Annotated in this window: 15 protein-coding genes; 14 read left to right on the forward strand and 1 reads right to left on the reverse strand. The window is 52.0% G+C overall.

Annotated elements, in window-relative coordinates; all coding sequences use genetic code 11:
- Positions 1 to 108 precede the first annotated feature (108 nt).
- The gene (locus tag BW941_RS06295; RefSeq protein WP_076514769.1) at positions 109 to 987 is read right to left on the reverse strand and encodes a LysR family transcriptional regulator; all 879 of its coding nucleotides are present in this window, start codon (positions 985 to 987) and stop codon (positions 109 to 111) included.
- A 156-nt stretch (positions 988 to 1,143) separates the two neighbouring features.
- Here BW941_RS06295 and leuC point away from each other — a divergent pair, with 156 nt between their 5' ends.
- The 14 genes from leuC to purF all read left to right on the forward strand — a co-directional run bounded on the left by leuC (position 1,144) and on the right by purF (position 17,629).
- Positions 1,144 to 2,562: a 3-isopropylmalate dehydratase large subunit gene (gene leuC, locus BW941_RS06300; RefSeq protein WP_076514883.1), complete on the forward strand. Its 1,419-nt coding sequence runs from the start codon at positions 1,144 to 1,146 to the stop codon at positions 2,560 to 2,562.
- A gap of 14 nt (positions 2,563 to 2,576) precedes the next feature.
- The gene (gene leuD / locus BW941_RS06305) at positions 2,577 to 3,218 is read left to right on the forward strand and encodes a 3-isopropylmalate dehydratase small subunit (protein WP_076514770.1); all 642 of its coding nucleotides are present in this window, start codon (positions 2,577 to 2,579) and stop codon (positions 3,216 to 3,218) included.
- 324 nt (positions 3,219 to 3,542) lie between these two features.
- Entirely contained in the window at positions 3,543 to 4,628 is a 1,086-nt protein-coding gene (leuB, locus tag BW941_RS06310) for a 3-isopropylmalate dehydrogenase (RefSeq protein ID WP_076514771.1), read from the forward strand.
- Positions 4,629 to 4,632: 4 nt separating this feature from the next.
- Positions 4,633 to 5,754 (forward strand): aspartate-semialdehyde dehydrogenase, encoded by a 1,122-nt coding sequence (gene asd / locus BW941_RS06315; RefSeq protein ID WP_068441747.1) that lies wholly within the window; start codon positions 4,633 to 4,635, stop codon positions 5,752 to 5,754.
- Positions 5,755 to 6,002: 248 nt separating this feature from the next.
- A complete protein-coding gene (locus BW941_RS06320; protein WP_076514772.1) occupies positions 6,003 to 9,305 on the forward strand; it encodes a FimV/HubP family polar landmark protein in 3,303 nt (1,100 codons plus the stop codon).
- Positions 9,306 to 9,309: 4 nt separating this feature from the next.
- Positions 9,310 to 10,137: a tRNA pseudouridine(38-40) synthase TruA gene (gene truA / locus BW941_RS06325; protein WP_076514773.1), complete on the forward strand. Its 828-nt coding sequence runs from the start codon at positions 9,310 to 9,312 to the stop codon at positions 10,135 to 10,137.
- Positions 10,138 to 10,187: 50 nt separating this feature from the next.
- Positions 10,188 to 10,673, forward strand: a complete 486-nt coding sequence (locus BW941_RS06330) for a protease complex subunit PrcB family protein (RefSeq protein WP_245820063.1) — start codon at positions 10,188 to 10,190, stop codon at positions 10,671 to 10,673.
- A 70-nt stretch (positions 10,674 to 10,743) separates the two neighbouring features.
- Positions 10,744 to 11,391 (forward strand): phosphoribosylanthranilate isomerase, encoded by a 648-nt coding sequence (locus tag BW941_RS06335; protein ID WP_076514775.1) that lies wholly within the window; start codon positions 10,744 to 10,746, stop codon positions 11,389 to 11,391.
- Positions 11,392 to 11,404: 13 nt separating this feature from the next.
- Complete coding sequence (trpB, locus tag BW941_RS06340) at positions 11,405 to 12,589, forward strand: tryptophan synthase subunit beta (RefSeq protein WP_076514884.1); 1,185 nt, start codon at positions 11,405 to 11,407, stop codon at positions 12,587 to 12,589.
- A 291-nt stretch (positions 12,590 to 12,880) separates the two neighbouring features.
- Complete coding sequence (gene trpA, locus BW941_RS06345; RefSeq protein ID WP_076514776.1) at positions 12,881 to 13,702, forward strand: tryptophan synthase subunit alpha; 822 nt, start codon at positions 12,881 to 12,883, stop codon at positions 13,700 to 13,702.
- Positions 13,703 to 13,720: 18 nt separating this feature from the next.
- Entirely contained in the window at positions 13,721 to 14,971 is a 1,251-nt protein-coding gene (gene folC, locus BW941_RS06350; protein ID WP_076514777.1) for a bifunctional tetrahydrofolate synthase/dihydrofolate synthase, read from the forward strand.
- Positions 14,956 to 15,510: an SPOR domain-containing protein gene (locus tag BW941_RS06355; RefSeq protein ID WP_068435914.1), complete on the forward strand. Its 555-nt coding sequence runs from the start codon at positions 14,956 to 14,958 to the stop codon at positions 15,508 to 15,510. The genes folC and BW941_RS06355 overlap by 16 nt, the downstream gene beginning before the upstream one ends.
- A gap of 79 nt (positions 15,511 to 15,589) precedes the next feature.
- The gene (locus tag BW941_RS06360; RefSeq protein ID WP_076514778.1) at positions 15,590 to 16,081 is read left to right on the forward strand and encodes a CvpA family protein; all 492 of its coding nucleotides are present in this window, start codon (positions 15,590 to 15,592) and stop codon (positions 16,079 to 16,081) included.
- A 30-nt stretch (positions 16,082 to 16,111) separates the two neighbouring features.
- Positions 16,112 to 17,629, forward strand: coding sequence for an amidophosphoribosyltransferase (gene purF, locus BW941_RS06365; RefSeq protein WP_068435910.1), 1,518 nt, complete (start codon positions 16,112 to 16,114; stop codon positions 17,627 to 17,629).
- Positions 17,630 to 17,634 lie beyond the last annotated feature (5 nt).

Raw genomic sequence — 17,634 nt, forward strand, 5'->3', positions numbered from 1 at the left:
GTGAGCATATCGCTTCAGGATGTCAGCGTCTTGCTCTGCCTCAAGGTAAGTAGTCTCAAGGTAAATCGCCTCACGGTACGACCCCTATTCGCCGGTCAGGTTCTTACTTTAGTCGTCGGCACTGGCGTGCAGGAGGTCCATCAGTGCGGTAGCTGCATTGCTTTGCGTTCGATGTTTCAGGAATACAGCGCCAAGCTGTCTGCGAAGACTCGTCCCCGGCCAGTTGATCACGGTTAAAGCGTCATCATTCACCATCGATGAGGGCAGCACCGACCAGCCCATCCCGACTGAGACAAGCATCTTAATGGTTTCGAGATAGTTGGTAGGCATGGGTGCCTTTAAACTCAGTCCTTCGGCAGCAAAAACATGGTTAATGAGCTGATAGGTAATAGTATCTGGCTCGGGCAGTATGGCGGGTTCGGACGACAGATCCTGAAGTGAGATCTGAGGGATACCAGCCAGCCGATGATTGGCTGCACAGACGCACACCATATCGTCCTGCCAGAGTGGGATGGCAGCAATGTCACTTTTAGGTGTTTGCTCCAGTGTTGTCAGGGCCAGGTCGACCTGACGTAGTCTCACCGCCTGGTATGCACGCTCAGAGCCCATAAACTGCAGGTCGAGATCGACATTTGGGTGAGCATGTACAAATTTTCTGAGAACAGGCGGCAGCCGGTGCAGGCCGATATGGTGGCTGGTCGCTAAGGTCAGGCTGCCGCTGATGTCGCCGGAAATATTCTCCAGTTCAAGTTCTGTGTCTGAGACAAGATCCAGAATATGTTGCGCTCGGGGGAGGAGTGCTTCGCCAGCCTCGGTCAGGCTGATGGTTCTGTTGTGACGATCAAAAAGAGTGGTGCTTAGCTGCTCTTCCAGTTGCTTGATACGTTTACTGACCGCTGATTGCGTCAGATACAAAGACTCTGCTGCCGCTGAAAATGACTTTTGCTCAGCGACTGCAATAAACGCCTTTAACGATTGTGTATCCATGTCACACCCCGAAAGAGCTGATACTAAATATTAGCTGGTATTCCCGGTAGGAATTCAAACTAGAAAAAATATGAATTTCTGTTGTTTATCAGCTCAGGTATCATTCAGCAAGTGATTAATGATGAGAACCTAACTAAAGAGATGGGAGTACCGAGCATGGCCGGCAAGACTCTTTACGACAAACTCTGGGATCAGCACGTGGTGAAAACCCGTGAAGATGGCACAGCGTTGATATACATCGACCGTCAGCTTCTGCACGAAGTGACGTCTCCACAGGCGTTTGAAGGTCTGCGTATCGCGGGTCGCAAGCCATGGCGCTTAGACGCTAACCTGGCAACGCCAGACCACAACGTACCAACGACCTCTACCGAGCGCGAATCAGGTATCGAAGGTATTCAGGACCCGGTATCGCGCATTCAGGTGAAAACCTTAGATGACAACTGCGATCATTTTGGCATTAACGAATTCAAAATGGCCGACAAGCGTCAGGGCATCGTGCACGTCGTAGGTCCTGAGCAGGGCGCGACGCTGCCGGGCATGACGGTTGTGTGCGGTGACTCCCATACGGCAACCCACGGCGCGTTCGCTGCACTGGCTCACGGTATCGGTACGTCTGAGGTTGAGCACGTGCTGGCGACTCAGTGCCTGATTCAGCGCAAAATGAAGAACCTGCTGATTAAGGTCGACGGTGAGCTGGGTAAAGGCATCACGGGTAAAGACGTGGTTCTGCACGTGATTGGTGTCATCGGTACCGCCGGTGGTAACGGTTGCGCCATGGAGTTCGGTGGTTCTGCTATTCGCTCTATGAGCATGGAAGGCCGTATGACCATGTGCAACATGGCCATTGAAGCCGGTGCCCGTGTGGGTATGGTAGCGTTTGATGAGATTACTGCTGAATACGTGAAAGGTCGCCCGTTCGCGCCTAAAGCCGATCAGTGGGAACAGGCCGTTGCCGCATGGTCTGACCTCAAGTCTGATGACGATGCTGAATTCGACAAAGTCGTTGAGATTCGCGCCGAAGACATCAAGCCTCAGGTCACCTGGGGTACTTCTCCTGAAATGGTTACCACGGTTGATGGCACTGTACCGACGCTGGAAGACGCGGCTGACGACGTTGAGCGTTCTGGTTTTAAGCGTGCTTATGAGTACATGGGCCTGACTGCCGGTCAGAAGATCACAGATATTAAGCTGGATCGTGTATTTATTGGTTCGTGCACCAACTCCCGTATCGAAGACCTGCGCGCCGCCGCTGAAGTAGCGAAAGGCCGTAAAGTTGCTGAGAGCCTGATTCAGGCTTTAGTCGTACCGGGCTCTGGTCTGGTGAAAGAGCAGGCAGAGAAAGAAGGTCTGGATAAGATCTTTATCGAAGCCGGTTTTGAATGGCGTGAGCCAGGTTGTTCTATGTGTCTGGCGATGAACGCTGACAAACTGGGCAGCGGTGAGCACTGTGCGTCTACCTCTAACCGTAACTTCGAAGGTCGTCAGGGCTACGGTGGTCGTACGCATCTGGTGAGCCCGGCGATGGCGGCTGCGGCTGCGATTGCTGGTCACTTCGTTGACGTGCGTGAACTTTAATAGGAGAACATAAGATGAAAGCATTTACTGTACATCAGGGTGTTGTCGCTCCTATGGATCGCGCCAACATCGACACCGATATGATCATCCCTAAGCAGTTCCTGAAGTCGATTAAGCGTTCTGGCTTTGGCCCGAACCTGTTTGACGAACTGCGTTATCTGGACGAAGGTCAGCCGGATGCGGACAACAGTGGTCGTCCGCTGAATCCTGATTTCGTACTGAACCAGCCACGTTACAGTGGTGCCTCTGTACTGCTCGCTCGTGAAAACTTTGGTTGTGGCTCCAGCCGTGAGCACGCGCCATGGGCACTGGAAGACTTTGGTTTCCGTGCGATCATTGCGCCGAGCTATGCAGACATTTTTTACAACAACAGCTTTAAGAATGGCCTGCTGCCGATTGTTCTGGATGAAGAGACGGTTGATCGTCTGTTTAAAGAGACTGAAGCAAGCGAAGGTTATCAGCTGACGGTCGATCTGGAGAACAAGAAGGTAGTTACACCTTCTGGTGAAGAGATCGCCTTTGAGGTGGACGACTTCCGTCGTCACTGTCTGCTGAATGGTCTGGACGATATTGGTCTGACGTTGCAGGACGCTGACGAAATTCGCGCCTATGAAGAGAAGCGTCGTGCATCGGCACCGTGGTTGTTTGGTGCTTAACCGCTGCGGATTAGTTAATTAGTTGTTCTGTGGCACGCCGTGAATACGTCCCTGTAGGCTCGGGTGCCGCGTCCATGCGGCACACGGCCCCCGAACCAACCAATTAACTATCCGATATCTACATGTTTAGCCTCCAGTGAGGCTTGAGGAATGTTGGCAGGTGCTATTACAGCCCTTTGTGCCATGGATGGCACAAGGGAGCCCCCAGGGATGGGTTTACGGCGAGCTGTATTAGCACCTGGCAATGTTCCGGATGGGTATTGTGCTGCTGCATCCCTGTGGTGGTATTAAAGAATTGCGAAGAGAGATTTTGAGGTTTTAGAAATGAGCAAAAACGTACTGATTCTGCCGGGCGATGGTATTGGCCCGGAAATCGTTGCAGAAGCCGTTAAGGTTCTGAACGTAGCGAATGAAAAATTCAATCTGGGTCTGGAGCTGGTGGACGGTCTGGTAGGTGGTTCTGCTTACGACGTACACGGCACACCACTGCCAGAAGAGACTATGGAAAAAGCCCGCGCAGCAGACGCAATTCTGCTGGGTGCGGTAGGTGGTCCTAAGTGGGATAACCTCGAAGATCGCGAACTGCGCCCTGAAAAAGGTCTGTTGGGTCTGCGTTCTGGTCTTGAGCTGTTCGGTAACCTGCGTCCGGCAATCCTGTACCCGCAACTGGCGGACGCGTCTTCACTGAAACCTGAAGTGGTTTCTGGTCTGGATATTCTGATCGTGCGTGAACTGACCGGTGGTATTTACTTCGGTAAGCCACGTGGCATCCGTACTCTGGAAAACGGTGAGCGCGAAGGCTACAACACCTACGTTTACAGCGAGTCTGAAATTAAGCGTATCGCTCACGTAGCTTTCCAGTCGGCAATGAAGCGTAACAAGAAACTGTGCTCAGTCGACAAAGCGAACGTTCTGGAAGTGACCGTGCTATGGCGCGAAATTCTGGAAGAAGTCGGCAAAGAATACCCAGAAGTTGAACTGTCGCACATGTACGTGGACAACGCAGCTATGCAGCTGGTACGCGCACCTAAGCAGTTCGACGTGATGGTTACCGGGAACATGTTCGGTGACATCCTGTCAGACGCTGCTGCAATGCTGACTGGTTCTATCGGCATGCTGCCTTCCGCCTCTCTGGATAAAGACAACAAAGGTATGTACGAGCCATGTCATGGTTCAGCACCTGATATTGCCGGCCAGGGCATTGCTAACCCATTGGCAACCATCCTGTCAGCTGCGATGATGTTGCGTTACTCACTGGGTGAAGGCGCGGCTGCAGACGCAATTGAAAAAGCGGTCAGCGATGTACTCGATAAAGGTCTGCGTACTGGCGACATCTTCTCTGAAGGTATGCAGAAAGTTTCAACCGCCGAAATGGGCGAAGCAGTGGTAGCTGCTCTGCAGGAGGTTTAATTACATGTCACAGATGAATGTTGGCCTGGTAGGCTGGCGCGGAATGGTCGGCTCAGTCCTGATGCAGCGTATGCAGGACGAGAAAGATTTTGACCTGATTAATCCGGTATTTTTCACCACGTCTCAGAAAGGTCTGCCAGCACCGGATTTTGCCGGTAAGGACTGCGGAACTCTGGAAGATGCATTTGATATCGATGCACTGAAAGCACAGGATGTCATCATTACCTGTCAGGGCGGCGATTACACCAAAGAAGTGTACGGCAAACTGCGCGAAGCTGGCTGGAACGGTTACTGGATCGATGCAGCATCTTCACTGCGTATGGCCGACGATGCCATCATCGTCCTTGATCCTGTTAACAAAGACGTGATCGAAAAGGGCATTGAGTCAGGCGTAAAAACCTACGTTGGCGGTAACTGTACCGTTAGCCTGATGCTGCTCGCACTGGGCGGTCTGTTCGAGAAAGATCTAGTGGAGTGGGTTGCTCCTCAGACTTATCAGGCAGCGTCTGGTTCAGGTGCGCGTCACATGCGCGAACTGATCTCTCAGATGGGTGCTATCCGCGACGAAGTGAAAGACAAGCTTGATGACCCTGCCAGTGCGATTCTTGAAATCGACCGTCAGGTCGCTGACTTCATCCGTAGCGATGCGCTGCCGACTGACCAGTTTGGTGTGCCTCTGGCGGGCAGCCTGATTCCATACATCGACTCTCAGCTCGAATCTGGCCAGAGCCGTGAAGAATGGAAAGCGCAGGTTGAAGCGAACAAAATTATGGGTCGCAGCGACAATCAGGTACCAGTCGATGGTCTGTGTGTTCGTGTAGGTGCGATGCGTTGTCACAGCCAGGCGATGACGCTGAAGTTGAAGAAAGACATTCCGGTCAGTGAAATCGAAGAGATCCTTGCCGGTCATAACGATTGGGTGAAAGTAATTCCGAATGATCGTGATGCGAGCATGACGGAACTTACTCCAGCAAAAGTGACGGGCACATTAAGTATCCCGGTAGGCCGTATTCGTAAGCTGAATATGGGTCCGGAATATATTTCTGCCTTTACTGTCGGCGATCAGCTCCTTTGGGGCGCAGCTGAGCCACTTCGCAGAATGTTGCGCATTTTGTTGAATAAGTGATGAGAAAGCGGGGCATTTGCCCCGCTTTTTTCATGGTGGCTGATAGAAAAATGCTCTAAGTGTTTCATACGTCACGCTTTTATCCCCCGCAAACCGGGCAAAATATTGCGTTAGCTGACTTTATATTTGATACTACGAATCGCTTATGAACGGAATCTATAAGTAAGCTGGGTCAGGATCATCTAAAAAGAAAGCGGTTTTTCGAAAACCTGCGATACATCGTCGCGAACGACAACAAGGAAGCAATAATGAAGCGCCTACTTGCTAAAAGCATTCTGTTGGCTGGGGGAATGTCCTTATCATCTCATATTCTGGCGTTGGGCCTGGGCGAGATGGAACTGGACTCTGCACTGAATCAACCCCTGAGCGCAGAGATCAAGCTTATTGACACGCAAGGTCTGACCAGCTCGGAAATTAAACCAAAGCTTGCCAGTGCTGCTGACTTCGAACGCGCAGGTATTGATCGCTACCAGTTCCTTACGCAGATGAAATTTTCGGTCAATGGCGACCGTATTCTGATCACGACCCGTGATCCTGTTAATGAACCTTTTCTGAATTTCCTCGTAGAGCTCAACTGGCCGGCAGGTCGTGTGCTCCGCGAATACACCGTTCTTCTTGATCCACCGGTATTCGAAGAAGGACGGGTTCAACCATTAGTTGCAGTGCCTGCGGGCTCTGTTCAGTCACAGACGACGGTAACAGCACCTCAGTCGCGTCCAGAACCGAAGCCTACACCTAAGCGCTCAAATAGCTGGCAGACTCCAGCTGCGCCGGGCACCTACAAGGTTCAGCCGAACGACACCCTCTGGGAAATCGCTCTGGCAACCCGGCCAGATGCGTCTGTGACTCCACAACAAATGATGATCGCTCTGCAGGACGTTAACCCTGGAGCTTTCATCAATGGCAATATCAATCGCCTCAAAACCCACACTGTTCTTGATATCCCTGATGCTTCCATCATTGAAACGGTAAATAACCGCGAAGCTGTTGCTGAAGTAGTACGTCAGAACCGTGAACTGAAAGCCGGTGTTGCTCAGATTGATGCAACTGGCCGTAATACTGATACTTCTGGCCCACGCAAATCAACCGGAAATGGCGAAGTTCGCCTTCTCGCATCTGAAGCAAGCGGCGACTCGAACCAGTCGGGTGGGGCTGTTTCGGGTAAAGCCGGCACCGCTGGTGCGGCTGAAACAGATCTGGCGATTGCGCTTGAGAATCTCGATAAGAGCCAGCGTGAGAATCAGGAGCTGGTAGAGCGCCTTAATGCGCTTGAAGAGCAGCTCGCTAAAATGGAGCGTTTGATTTCGCTTCAGAATGACCAGCTAGCCAATATGCAGGCTGGGACCGAGCCAGCTGCAAAAGCGGACGCGACGGTTCAAGAGCCAGCGGCGGAAACGGCGGGCGTAGCTACCACTGAAGCCGCAACCGAACAGACAAGTGAATCAGTAACTGAATCTGCCACAACGCCTGCTGAAGACGCTGCTCCAGTAGAGCAGCAAACAGAGACTGAGGCAGTAGCCGAAGCGGCACCTCAAGAAGCTCCGGCAACTGAAGACGCTGAATCTGAGTCTGAGGCAGGTACTGATTACAACTACAGCGAAGGTGCTGCAGCCGAGACTGAGCAGGCTGCTCCAGTTCAGACTGCTGAACAGAAAGCTATGGCTGAGCGAGCGGCAGCGGAAGCTCGTCGCTCTGCGGCAGAATCGGATAAAGGTATCGTCGCTAAAGTTATGGCTGACCCTTACCCGTACTTCGCCGTTGCGGCGGGTCTGTTGCTAATGCTTGTTTACGCGATCATGAAGCTGAAAGCGCGTAAAGAAGAAGACGCCGTTGCAGAAGCCGAGGCGGAGCTGAATGCAGCCGAGGCAGCAGCGATGGCACCAGGTAATTCTGAGCTTGATCTGCCTGATAACAATGATCTTCCGGGATTCGATGACAACCTGTCATCTGATCATGGCGATGACAGCTTCGGTAATTTCGATCTGGGCGACGAAGAGCTCGGTAGCAATATCGAATCTGATCTCTCTGATATCGATCTGGATGCATACGAAGATGCCGATGGGGAATACGAAACTGTCGGACAGACTGAGGATGCCATCAGTGAGTCGGACATTTACATTGCCTACGGGAAATTTGATCAGGCGATCGAGCTTCTCAAGGGCGCAATTGCATCTGAGCCAGAACGCACGGACCTGCGTCTGAAGCAGCTTGAAGTACTCTCTTCGCTTGATGATGCAGAGGCCTTTGCCGAGGCTGAGGCGAACCTGATTGCGATTGGTGATTCGGCCGCGAATGCAGAAGCAGCAGAATTCAGACAGCAACTGTCTAATCCAATTGAGCCGGAAATCCGTGCTGACGAACCAGGTGCATTGAGCCTTGATGGCGAGCTGCCTTCAATTGATGAATCAGCAGAAGATGAGTTTGAAGGTGGGATGGACTTTGGTGCCGCGTTGGACTTCGGTGATGATGCAGCACCGGAAGACGATGGTATTGGCGCTCAGCTGGAAGAGGTGCCTGACCTTAAGTTGGATGAGTCTTCAGATTTTGACGCAGAAAAAGAGGGCGTCGACATGTCCCTCGAAGATGATGCGCCGGAGCTGGATGATGACCTTCTTAACTTTGATTTGGGTGACGATGATGAACTCTCTGCAGAGACAGTTGCGGCTGATTCGTCCGATGATGTGTTAACTGAAGAGAGTGACAGTCTCGCGTCGCTTGATGATTCCGACGATGAGCTTCCTTCCCTCGATCTTGATGCAGACGACTTAACGACTGATTTTGAAGATATTACAGCGGAGCTTCCTGCTGAATCTGAGAATGACACTGAGTCTGCAATCGATTTCAGTGTCGATGATTTCGATCTGGATTCAGAATCTGACGATCTTGTTGATCCTACAGAAACACTGGAAGGGCCAGCAGAGTCTCCGGTTGCTGGCGAACTGGCAGATGTCGAAGATGATCTGTCCCTCGATTTCGAAGTCGACGAAGCTACGACATCTTCTAATGAAGAATTGGACGACCTTCTTGATGCGGACGGTGATCTGAACTCTGTCGGTTCGTCTGAAGAAGAGCTTCCAGAGCTGACGTTCGATGTGGAAGATAGCTCTGATTCTGAACTTGCTGAGTCTGCAGATGATGTTTCTGTTGAAGAGGCCGGTGAGGAAGCTGGAGAAGAGGTCGCGCACGAAGCGCCTGAATCCGACACCTCTGTTGACGAAAGCTCTGCAGACGAAGATGAGTTGGTTGCAGCGCCAGACTCCGAGGGCGAAAACGTATCGGACGATCTCGAAGCCCTGATGTCTGGTGATGATGACCTGGCGGGTGGCAGTGACCTGATCGGAGGTATCGACCTTGATGAGCTGGCAGCCGCTGATGACGAGTTCGACTTCCTGGCGGGCACTGATGAGTGTGCTACGAAACTTGATCTGGCGCGCGCATACGTCGATATGGAAGATATTGATGGTGCGAAAGAGCTTCTTCAGGAAGTCGTCCAGGAAGGGAATGATGCTCAGAAGCAGGAAGCGAAAGACCTGATGGATAAGCTCGCCTGATTGCATGACTGATTTAGAGGATGGCTACCGTCGCTACGCGGCGGTTGTCGAATACAACGGTGCTTGCTTTCATGGCTGGCAACGTCAGAAACATCACGACGAACCTACCGTACAGGCCGCTCTCGAAGCGGCCATTTCTGTTGTAGCTAACCACCCTGTAAGCGTTGCCTGTGCCGGTCGCACCGATGCCGGCGTCCATGCCACGAGGCAGGTTATTCACTTCGATACGAAAGCTCAGCGCAAGGACTATGGCTGGATGATGGGGGTGAATACTCATCTTCCGGACGGCGTTGCTTTGCAGTGGGTTGGTGAGGTCGGAGGTGACTTTCATGCTCGCTACAAGGCCCAGGCCCGTCGCTATCGGTATGTGATTTATGACAGCCCGTCTCGTATGGCGCTGATGCATGACCAGCTGACCTGGTGGAAATACCCACTGGATGCCGAGCGTATGCATGAGGCGGCTCAGCACCTTATTGGCACTCATGACTTTACATCGTTCCGGGCGAAGGACTGTCAGGCTAAATCTCCAGTGAAAGAGATGCATGCCATATCAGTGCAACGTTTTGATCGTATTCTGGTCGTAGAACTGGAATGTAGCGCGTTCCTGTATCACATGGTTCGTAACATCGTAGGCGTGCTCTTGCCAATCGGAGAAGGGCACAAATCTCCGGACTGGATGAAAGACGTTCTTGAATTCCGGGATCGCTCAAAAGCAGGCATCACGGCACCGGGTGGTGGGTTGTATTTTGTTGGAGTGAAATACCCTGACCAGTTCACCCTTCCATGCGAGCCTTGGGGGCCAGCATTGCTGCAGCCTCTTTTTGAAAAATAGAATTCTGGAGTGAATCACCCATGCGAGCGGCGTTAAGACAATTTTTGACAGTGGCGTTGTTTTCGGTAGGCCTTGCATCTTGTGGCGGAGATTGGGGGCCTGAGAATGACGGTGACGGCTTTGGTGATCGTGATGACCCGGTGCGCTCTGACGTGGCGCGATTGGCCCTCCATCAGGGAACCAATAACGGAACCGGTGCTACCCACGAGCGTCAGGTGCGCTTTCTGCGTGACCAGGTGAGTTATGAGGACGCACTGCTTAACTACTCGTCCGACGATAGTTCAGCGCAGGACGTCGACTTTGAAGAGTTTCAGCTTTTGCTCATCGATATGGGCACCCGGAGTACAGGCGGTTATGCCATTGCCGTGAGTGATGTTTATGAAGAAGAGGGTGTTGTCACTGTAGAGTTGCGATACACCTATCCCGAGGCGGATTGCACAGTGACAGATGCTGACACGACCCCGTACCTTTTTCTGCGGCTCGAAACTCAGCTGCCGGTCGTACTGTCTGAGGAAGTGGCTTACACGGAATGTTAAGCGTTTTCTGCTGAGAGCAACATCGCTGTTCTGGTATTATCAGGTGTTTTAACAGACTGAACGAATTGTTATGCGCCGAACCCGAATCAAGATTTGTGGAATTACACGCGCCGAAGATGCAGATGCCGCTGTTGAAGCCGGCGCTGACGCATTGGGCCTGGTTTTCTATCCACCGAGCCCCCGAGCAGTGAATGTCGGCCAAGCAGTGGACGCAGTCAGCAATGTCCCTGCTTTTGTCAGTGTAACTGCTCTCTTTGTAAATCCTACCGTTGAGGAGGTGCAAAGAGTACTTGATAGCGTTAGAATTGATCTTATCCAATTCCATGGTGATGAAGATGACGACTTTTGTCGACAGTTCAAACGCCCCTACATCAAAGCCCTCCGTGTCCGGCAAGCGTCGGATGTGGTGGCGTCGTGCCTGCGCTTCCCTGGCGCACTGGCAATTCTCCTAGACAGCTATAAGCCCGGAGTTCCGGGTGGTACAGGAGAGACCTTCGACTGGTCACTGATACCCGAAACTCCACCAAAGCCCATTATTCTTGCCGGTGGCCTTGAGCCTGAGAATGTCGCATCTGCGATTACTCAGATTCGTCCTTTCGCTGTCGATATCAGCGGAGGCGTTGAAGCCTCGAAAGGCATCAAGGACCACTGCAAAATCGAAGAATTTGTGAACGAGGTGTATCGTGTCGATCAACACTACCGAGAAGCAAGCGACTGACTTTAATGTTGAAATGCCAGATGCCGATGGCCATTTCGGTATCTTTGGGGGACGTTTTGTCTCCGAAACCCTGACAGCAGCATTGGACGAGCTTCAGGAAACCTACGAAAAACTGCGTAACGATCCAGACTTTCAGGCTGAATTTGATAAAGAGCTGGCGCACTACGTTGGCCGCCCATCGCCACTCTATTTTGCAGAGCGCCTGACGGATGAATGCGGTGGCGCGAAAATCTATCTGAAGCGTGAAGACCTGAATCACACAGGCGCTCACAAGGTTAATAACACCATCGGTCAGGCCTTGCTCGCCAAGTTTATGGGCAAGAAAAAAGTGATTGCTGAAACTGGCGCTGGTCAGCACGGCGTCGCGTCTGCAACCGTTGCTGCGCGTTTTGGTCTTGAGTGTAAGGTATTCATGGGCTCCACTGACGTTGAACGTCAGAAGCTGAATGTGTACCGCATGAAGCTGCTTGGCGCTGAAGTTGAATCAGTGACCTGTGGCACCAAAACACTGAAGGACGCCATGAATGAGGCTATGCGCCATTGGGTTACCAATGTCGATGACACCTTCTACATCATCGGTACGGCAGCTGGGCCGCACCCATATCCAATGCTGGTACGTGATTTTCAGAGCATTATTGGTCGTGAAACACAGCGTCAGTGTGATGAGCAGATTGGTCGTCAGCCTGATGCTGTTGTTGCCTGTGTCGGCGGCGGTTCAAATGCCATTGGTATGTTCCATCCGTACATTAAATACCCTGAGGTTGAGATGTACGGAGTCGAAGCCGGTGGTCTGGGCCTTGAGGGTGATGACCACGCTGCGCCTCTGAGTAAAGGTAAACCGGGTGTTCTGCACGGTAACCGCACCTACCTGATGGAAGATGAGAATGGCCAGATTATGGGCACGCATTCCGTTTCTGCGGGTCTCGATTATCCGGGAGTGGGGCCAGAACATAGCTGGTTGAAAGATGTTGGGCGTGCAAAGTACGTAGCTGCGACTGATGACGAAGCGATCGAGGCCTTCCACAAGCTAACGCGACTTGAAGGCATTATGCCAGCACTTGAGAGTTCGCACGCGATCGCATATGCCATGAAATTGGCGGCAACGATGGATAAAGACAAAGTTATTGTCGTAAACCTGTCAGGCCGCGGCGATAAAGACATACACACCATCGCAGAATTGGACGGTGTTACTGCATAAGCTGGAGTTTGGCGAGTGGTGACTGTTTGTTTGTAGGCTTTGGCCGTTTTAGATCCATTTGCCAGTTCCATGTCATCCATTTGTGCCTGCTTTTTGCTATCTACCTATTGCGCGGCAATTTCTTGTTGAAGTTGTAAGGCCAGCAGTGGCCCGCAAGGAGCGTAGAACTGCAGGAGCAGACATGGCCGAAGTGATGTTGTATTCGTCGCAACGGCCTAAATGGATGTTTCAGCTTATCCACGGATTGACGGTATCTGGAGACGGGTGCCGGCTAAAAGTAGAGTGAAAGACATGAGCCGAATTACAAAAACGTTTGAGCGTCTGGCCGAAGAGGGCAAGAAGGCGCTGATCCCTTATATAACTGCGGGTGACCCGGATAAAGCCACCACAGTACCAATGATGCACGCTTTGGTTGAAGCAGGTGCGGATGTTATTGAACTGGGTGTTCCTTTTTCTGACCCGATGGCGGATGGCCCAACCATCCAGCTGGCCTGTGAACGATCTCTTAAACACGGTACGTCCCTGCGCGATGTATTGGGTATGGTTGCTGAATTCCGCAAGACCGATAAAGATACGGCGGTCGTGCTGATGGGGTACCTGAACCCGGTGGAAGCAATGGGATATCCGGAGTTTGTTGAGCAAGCATCAGCGGCCGGTGTTGATGGTGTACTGGTGGTAGATATGCCGCCAGAGGAAGCGCGCAGCGTCGATTCCATGTTTGAAGAAGCAGGTCTCGATTTTATATATCTGCTTGCTCCGACGAGTACAGAGCGACGCATTAAAACTATTGGTGAAGTTGGTCGCGGTTACGTCTACTACGTGTCATTGCGGGGTGTAACCGGATCAGCAGCCATTGATGTTGAAGATGTTGAGCGTAATCTGGATCGTATTCGTCAACATGTGAAAGCGCCTCTTTGCGTTGGTTTCGGTATTCAGAATGCTGAGGCTGCTGCACGCGTATCTGAGGTCTGTGACGGTGTTATTGTTGGCAGTGCGTTGGTGAGTCGTATCGCTGATCAGGCAGATAACCCGGTCCAGGCGATCAAAGACGTTACTGGCCTTGCTGGCAGTATGCGCGAAGCGATGGATGCAAATGCTGCGGCGGAAGTCTGATCCCTCTGGAACTGTTTGATGCTCTATAGCTCCCCTGATGAATGGCTTCGCTATCTTGAAGCCATTCACCCCTCTGGTATAGATCTTGGTCTTGAACGTGTTGCTCGTGTTGCAGGAACGCTCGACTGTGTGAAACCCGCGCCGCTGGTTATTCTGGTCGGCGGTACCAACGGAAAAGGTACGACCTCGGCATTAATTGCTGCGCTGCTCCGAAAGCAGGGTATGAAGGTCGGGATGTATAATTCTCCTCATATCCACCGTTACAACGAACGAGTGTCAGTGGATGGTACTGATATTTCAGATTCCGATTTATGCCTCTCTTTCGACGCGGTTGAACAGGCGCGCGGTGATATCACACTGACGTATTTCGAATTTGGTACGCTGGCAGCGCTCTGGCACTTCAAGCAACAGATGCTTGATGCCGTTGTTCTGGAGATCGGCCTGGGTGGGCGGCTTGATGCCGTAAATGTTGTTGATCCTGATATTTCAGTAGTGACGAGTATTGGTCTCGATCACCAGGACTGGCTTGGTGATACGCTCGACGATATCGCCTATGAGAAGTGCAGCATAGCGCGCAAAGGGAAATGGCTTGTCTGTGGTCAACCCGATGCCCCTGCACAAGCTTCGGAAACCGTTGAAAATATTGGCGGACTTTTCGCGGCGCGAGGTGAGATGTTTGATGTCATTGAGTCTGAGCAGCAGCTTATTGTGAGCTATAAGACGAACAGTGAGCCTCGCACAGTCACTCTGACCGGTTACCATATTCCTCATCACAACGTCGCGACGGCGATACAGTCGCTCGCGCTTATTGATCTATTGCCCTCTCCCGAGATGGTTTCAGAGGTTGTGGCTGGCCTTCGGGTTCCGGGAAGGTGGCAGAGTTGGAAAAACGGTTCAGCGACCGTGGTACTTGATGTTGCACACAATCCTCAGGCGGCTGCCTATCTGCGTCATCATATAGAAGAGCTGGACTGTCTTGTTCTGGGGATGCTGAGTGATAAAGATGTTGCAGGTGTCCTTGAGGCGTTGCCTCCGTTTAAGCGCTTTTGCGTAGTGACTCTCACAGGTTGGCGTGGCCTGACGTGTGACGAGCTGGCGGCAAAAAGTAGCGCAGCAGGATTTACAGTGGATCAAAGCTTTGAAACTATGAGCGCTGCTCTGGAGTCTATTCCAGCAACGGGGACCACGCTGGTCGCTGGATCATTTCACACAGTAGAGGCTGCAGCTGAATGGCTTCACGCCGGAGAGGGTAAATGGAACTCCATTTAAAGAAGCGAATTTTAGGTGCCTGGCTTACAGTGACCGCGATTCTGGTTGTCGCGCCTATTGTGCTGGACGGTTCGCGCACCCATATTCTTCTTGAGTCAGATGCCCCGGCAATGCCCGATACTGAACGCTGGGCAACAGAGGAATACGAACGCCAGGTACGCAGAGATGTTGAGGCGCTGGCATCAGGTGAGGCTACCGCCGATGTATCCATGCCTTCTGTTGACGTTGTCGACCGTGATGAGCCTCCTGCGCCCGGTGTTCCGGCGGATCAGACCAGACTGGATCAGGACAAAATCCCCTACGCCTGGACCCTGCAGGTTGGGGCGTTTGGCCAGCGGGACAACGCGTATCGTTTTCGTGACCTGTTGCGCCATGATGGCTACAAAGCTTACGTCCAGGAATTTCAGCAGGAAAAAATCACCCGGGTCTATGTTGGGCCTGAGCTGCGTAGAGCCGATGCTGAAAAAATACAGCGTCAGTTAAAGCAGCGGGATGATATCTCTGAAGCATACCTTCGCCGTTACAAGGCAGAGAGCTGACGCAGCGCTATTGTCAATTCTTTTATAGCGCGCAGGCTCTGGTATACTGCGCGCTTTCTTTTTTCTGCCGGGGCAGCGAATGACCATTATCGACTGGGTGATCCTGGGTATCATCGGCGTCTCTGGCCTGATCAGCCTGGTGCGTGGCTTTGTGAAAGAAGCCCTGTCTCTCGTATCCTGGTTGGTTGCCTTTCTTGTCGCCCGTTATTTCAGCGGTAACCTCGCCACTCTCCTTGAAGACAGTATTTCGACAAACAGTGTTCGTTGGATGGTCGCTTTTGGTATCTTGTTTGTTGCGACTCTGGTTGTTTTAGCTATGGTGAATTTTCTGGTAACTCAACTGGTTAAAGCCACTGGTTTGAGCGGTACTGACCGGGTATTCGGCATGGTTTTTGGCATCCTACGGGGTGTTATCATCGTGGTTGCTCTGGTGTACGGAGCTCAGTTGACCGGGATTCCTCAGCAGGATCTCTGGTGGCAGGAATCGACAATTATTCCATACCTGGAAACGCTGGCGGACTGGGCGCGTAAAACGCTTCCCTCCGCCGTGAGCCAGGTATTGGCAGCTTAATAAACTTCGCTTGTTTGAGGTAATACGCGCATGTGCGGAATAGTGGGTGTAGTTGGTAAGTCCCATGTTAACCAGGCAATCTATGACGCTCTGACGGTGCTGCAGCATCGTGGTCAGGATGCCGCAGGAATTGTGACCAGCTACGGTAACAAGCTTTGTCTGCGAAAGGATAATGGCCTTGTTCGTGATGTATTCAGAACCCGCCACATGCAGAGGCTGCTTGGCAATATTGGCATCGGTCATGTGCGCTACCCAACGGCTGGCAGCTCAAGCTCTGCTGAAGCTCAACCGTTTTATGTGAACTCGCCGTATGGTATTACCCTGGCGCATAACGGCAATCTGACGAATACAGAGCAGCTCGCAGAGGACATCTACCGTGAAGACCTGCGCCACATCAACACCACTTCTGACTCCGAGGTGCTGCTGAATATTTTCGCGCACGAGCTTCAGGAACAGCGTCAGCTCAAGCCATCACCAGAGGTCATCTTCAAGGCCGTGCGGAGAGTGCACGAGCGTATCCGTGGTGGGTATGCTGTGGTCGCTATGATCACTGGCTACGGTATCGTTGCTTTCCGCGATCCCCACGGCATCCGTCCGGCTGTGTTTGGTCACCGTGATACTGCGAACGGCCCTGAGTACATGGTTGCCTCTGAGTCAGTTGCCCTGGATGCACAGGATTTCAAACTCGACCGTGACATCGCGCCGGGTGAGTGCGTTATCTTTACCGAAGATGGTCAGCTCTTCACAGAGCAGTGTGCTGAGCAGACAGAACTGACGCCGTGCATTTTTGAGCATGTTTATTTTGCCCGTCCTGATTCCATCATTGATGGCATCGCTGTGTATAAAGCCCGCCTGCGCATGGGTGAAAAACTCGCCGATAAGATCATGCGTGAGCACCCTGACCACGATATTGATGTCGTTATTCCGATTCCGGACACCAGCCGATCTTCAGCACTGGAATTGGCGAATCATCTGGGTGTGAAATACCGCGAAGGCTTTATGAAGAACCGCTATATCGGCCGGACCTTCATCATGCCGGGGCAGCAACTGCGCAAGAAGTCCGTAAAACAGAAGCTGAATGCACTCGACCTGGAATTCCGCGGTAAGAATGTCCTCCTTGTTGATGACTCTATCGTGCGCGGAACGACGTGTGAGCAGATCATTGAAATGGCCCGCGAGGCTGGCGCCAAAAACGTGTATTTTGCCTCTGCGGCACCGGCCGTTCGATTCCCGAATGTGTACGGAATCGATATGCCAGCGAAAGAAGAATTTATCGCGCACGATCGCTCGACCGAAGAAATTGCAAAAGCCATCGGTGCTGACTGGCTTGTTTATCAGGATATTGAAGATCTGGTAGACGCTTGCCTTGAAGGTGCGACAACAGATGCTAAAGCATTCGATTGTTCTGTATTTAATGGCGAATATGTCACTAAAGATATTAACGACGAATATTTCCGACGTTTGTATGAACTTCGAAATGACGCTAACAAAACCCTGCAGGTGATCGATAATGAAGCGATTGACCTACACAACCAGAAAGAGGCCTGAAGACA

Source organism: Thalassolituus maritimus, assembly GCF_900156675.1.
Taxonomy (GTDB): domain Bacteria; phylum Pseudomonadota; class Gammaproteobacteria; order Pseudomonadales; family Oceanobacteraceae; genus Thalassolituus; species Thalassolituus maritimus.

Bases quoted from the DNA above. Each gene is read 5' to 3' on its own strand.
- BW941_RS06295 (WP_076514769.1), bottom strand. From the start codon at position 987: ATGGATACACAATCGTTAAAGGCGTTTATTGCAGTCGCTGAGCAAAAG.
- leuC (WP_076514883.1), top strand. From the start codon at position 1,144: ATGGCCGGCAAGACTCTTTACGACAAACTCTGGGATCAGCACGTGGTG.
- leuD (WP_076514770.1), top strand. From the start codon at position 2,577: ATGAAAGCATTTACTGTACATCAGGGTGTTGTCGCTCCTATGGATCGC.
- leuB (WP_076514771.1), top strand. From the start codon at position 3,543: ATGAGCAAAAACGTACTGATTCTGCCGGGCGATGGTATTGGCCCGGAA.
- asd (WP_068441747.1), top strand. From the start codon at position 4,633: ATGTCACAGATGAATGTTGGCCTGGTAGGCTGGCGCGGAATGGTCGGC.
- BW941_RS06320 (WP_076514772.1), top strand. From the start codon at position 6,003: ATGAAGCGCCTACTTGCTAAAAGCATTCTGTTGGCTGGGGGAATGTCC.
- truA (WP_076514773.1), top strand. From the start codon at position 9,310: ATGACTGATTTAGAGGATGGCTACCGTCGCTACGCGGCGGTTGTCGAA.
- BW941_RS06335 (WP_076514775.1), top strand. From the start codon at position 10,744: ATGCGCCGAACCCGAATCAAGATTTGTGGAATTACACGCGCCGAAGAT.
- trpB (WP_076514884.1), top strand. From the start codon at position 11,405: ATGCCAGATGCCGATGGCCATTTCGGTATCTTTGGGGGACGTTTTGTC.
- trpA (WP_076514776.1), top strand. From the start codon at position 12,881: ATGAGCCGAATTACAAAAACGTTTGAGCGTCTGGCCGAAGAGGGCAAG.
- folC (WP_076514777.1), top strand. From the start codon at position 13,721: ATGCTCTATAGCTCCCCTGATGAATGGCTTCGCTATCTTGAAGCCATT.
- BW941_RS06355 (WP_068435914.1), top strand. From the start codon at position 14,956: ATGGAACTCCATTTAAAGAAGCGAATTTTAGGTGCCTGGCTTACAGTG.
- BW941_RS06360 (WP_076514778.1), top strand. From the start codon at position 15,590: ATGACCATTATCGACTGGGTGATCCTGGGTATCATCGGCGTCTCTGGC.
- purF (WP_068435910.1), top strand. From the start codon at position 16,112: ATGTGCGGAATAGTGGGTGTAGTTGGTAAGTCCCATGTTAACCAGGCA.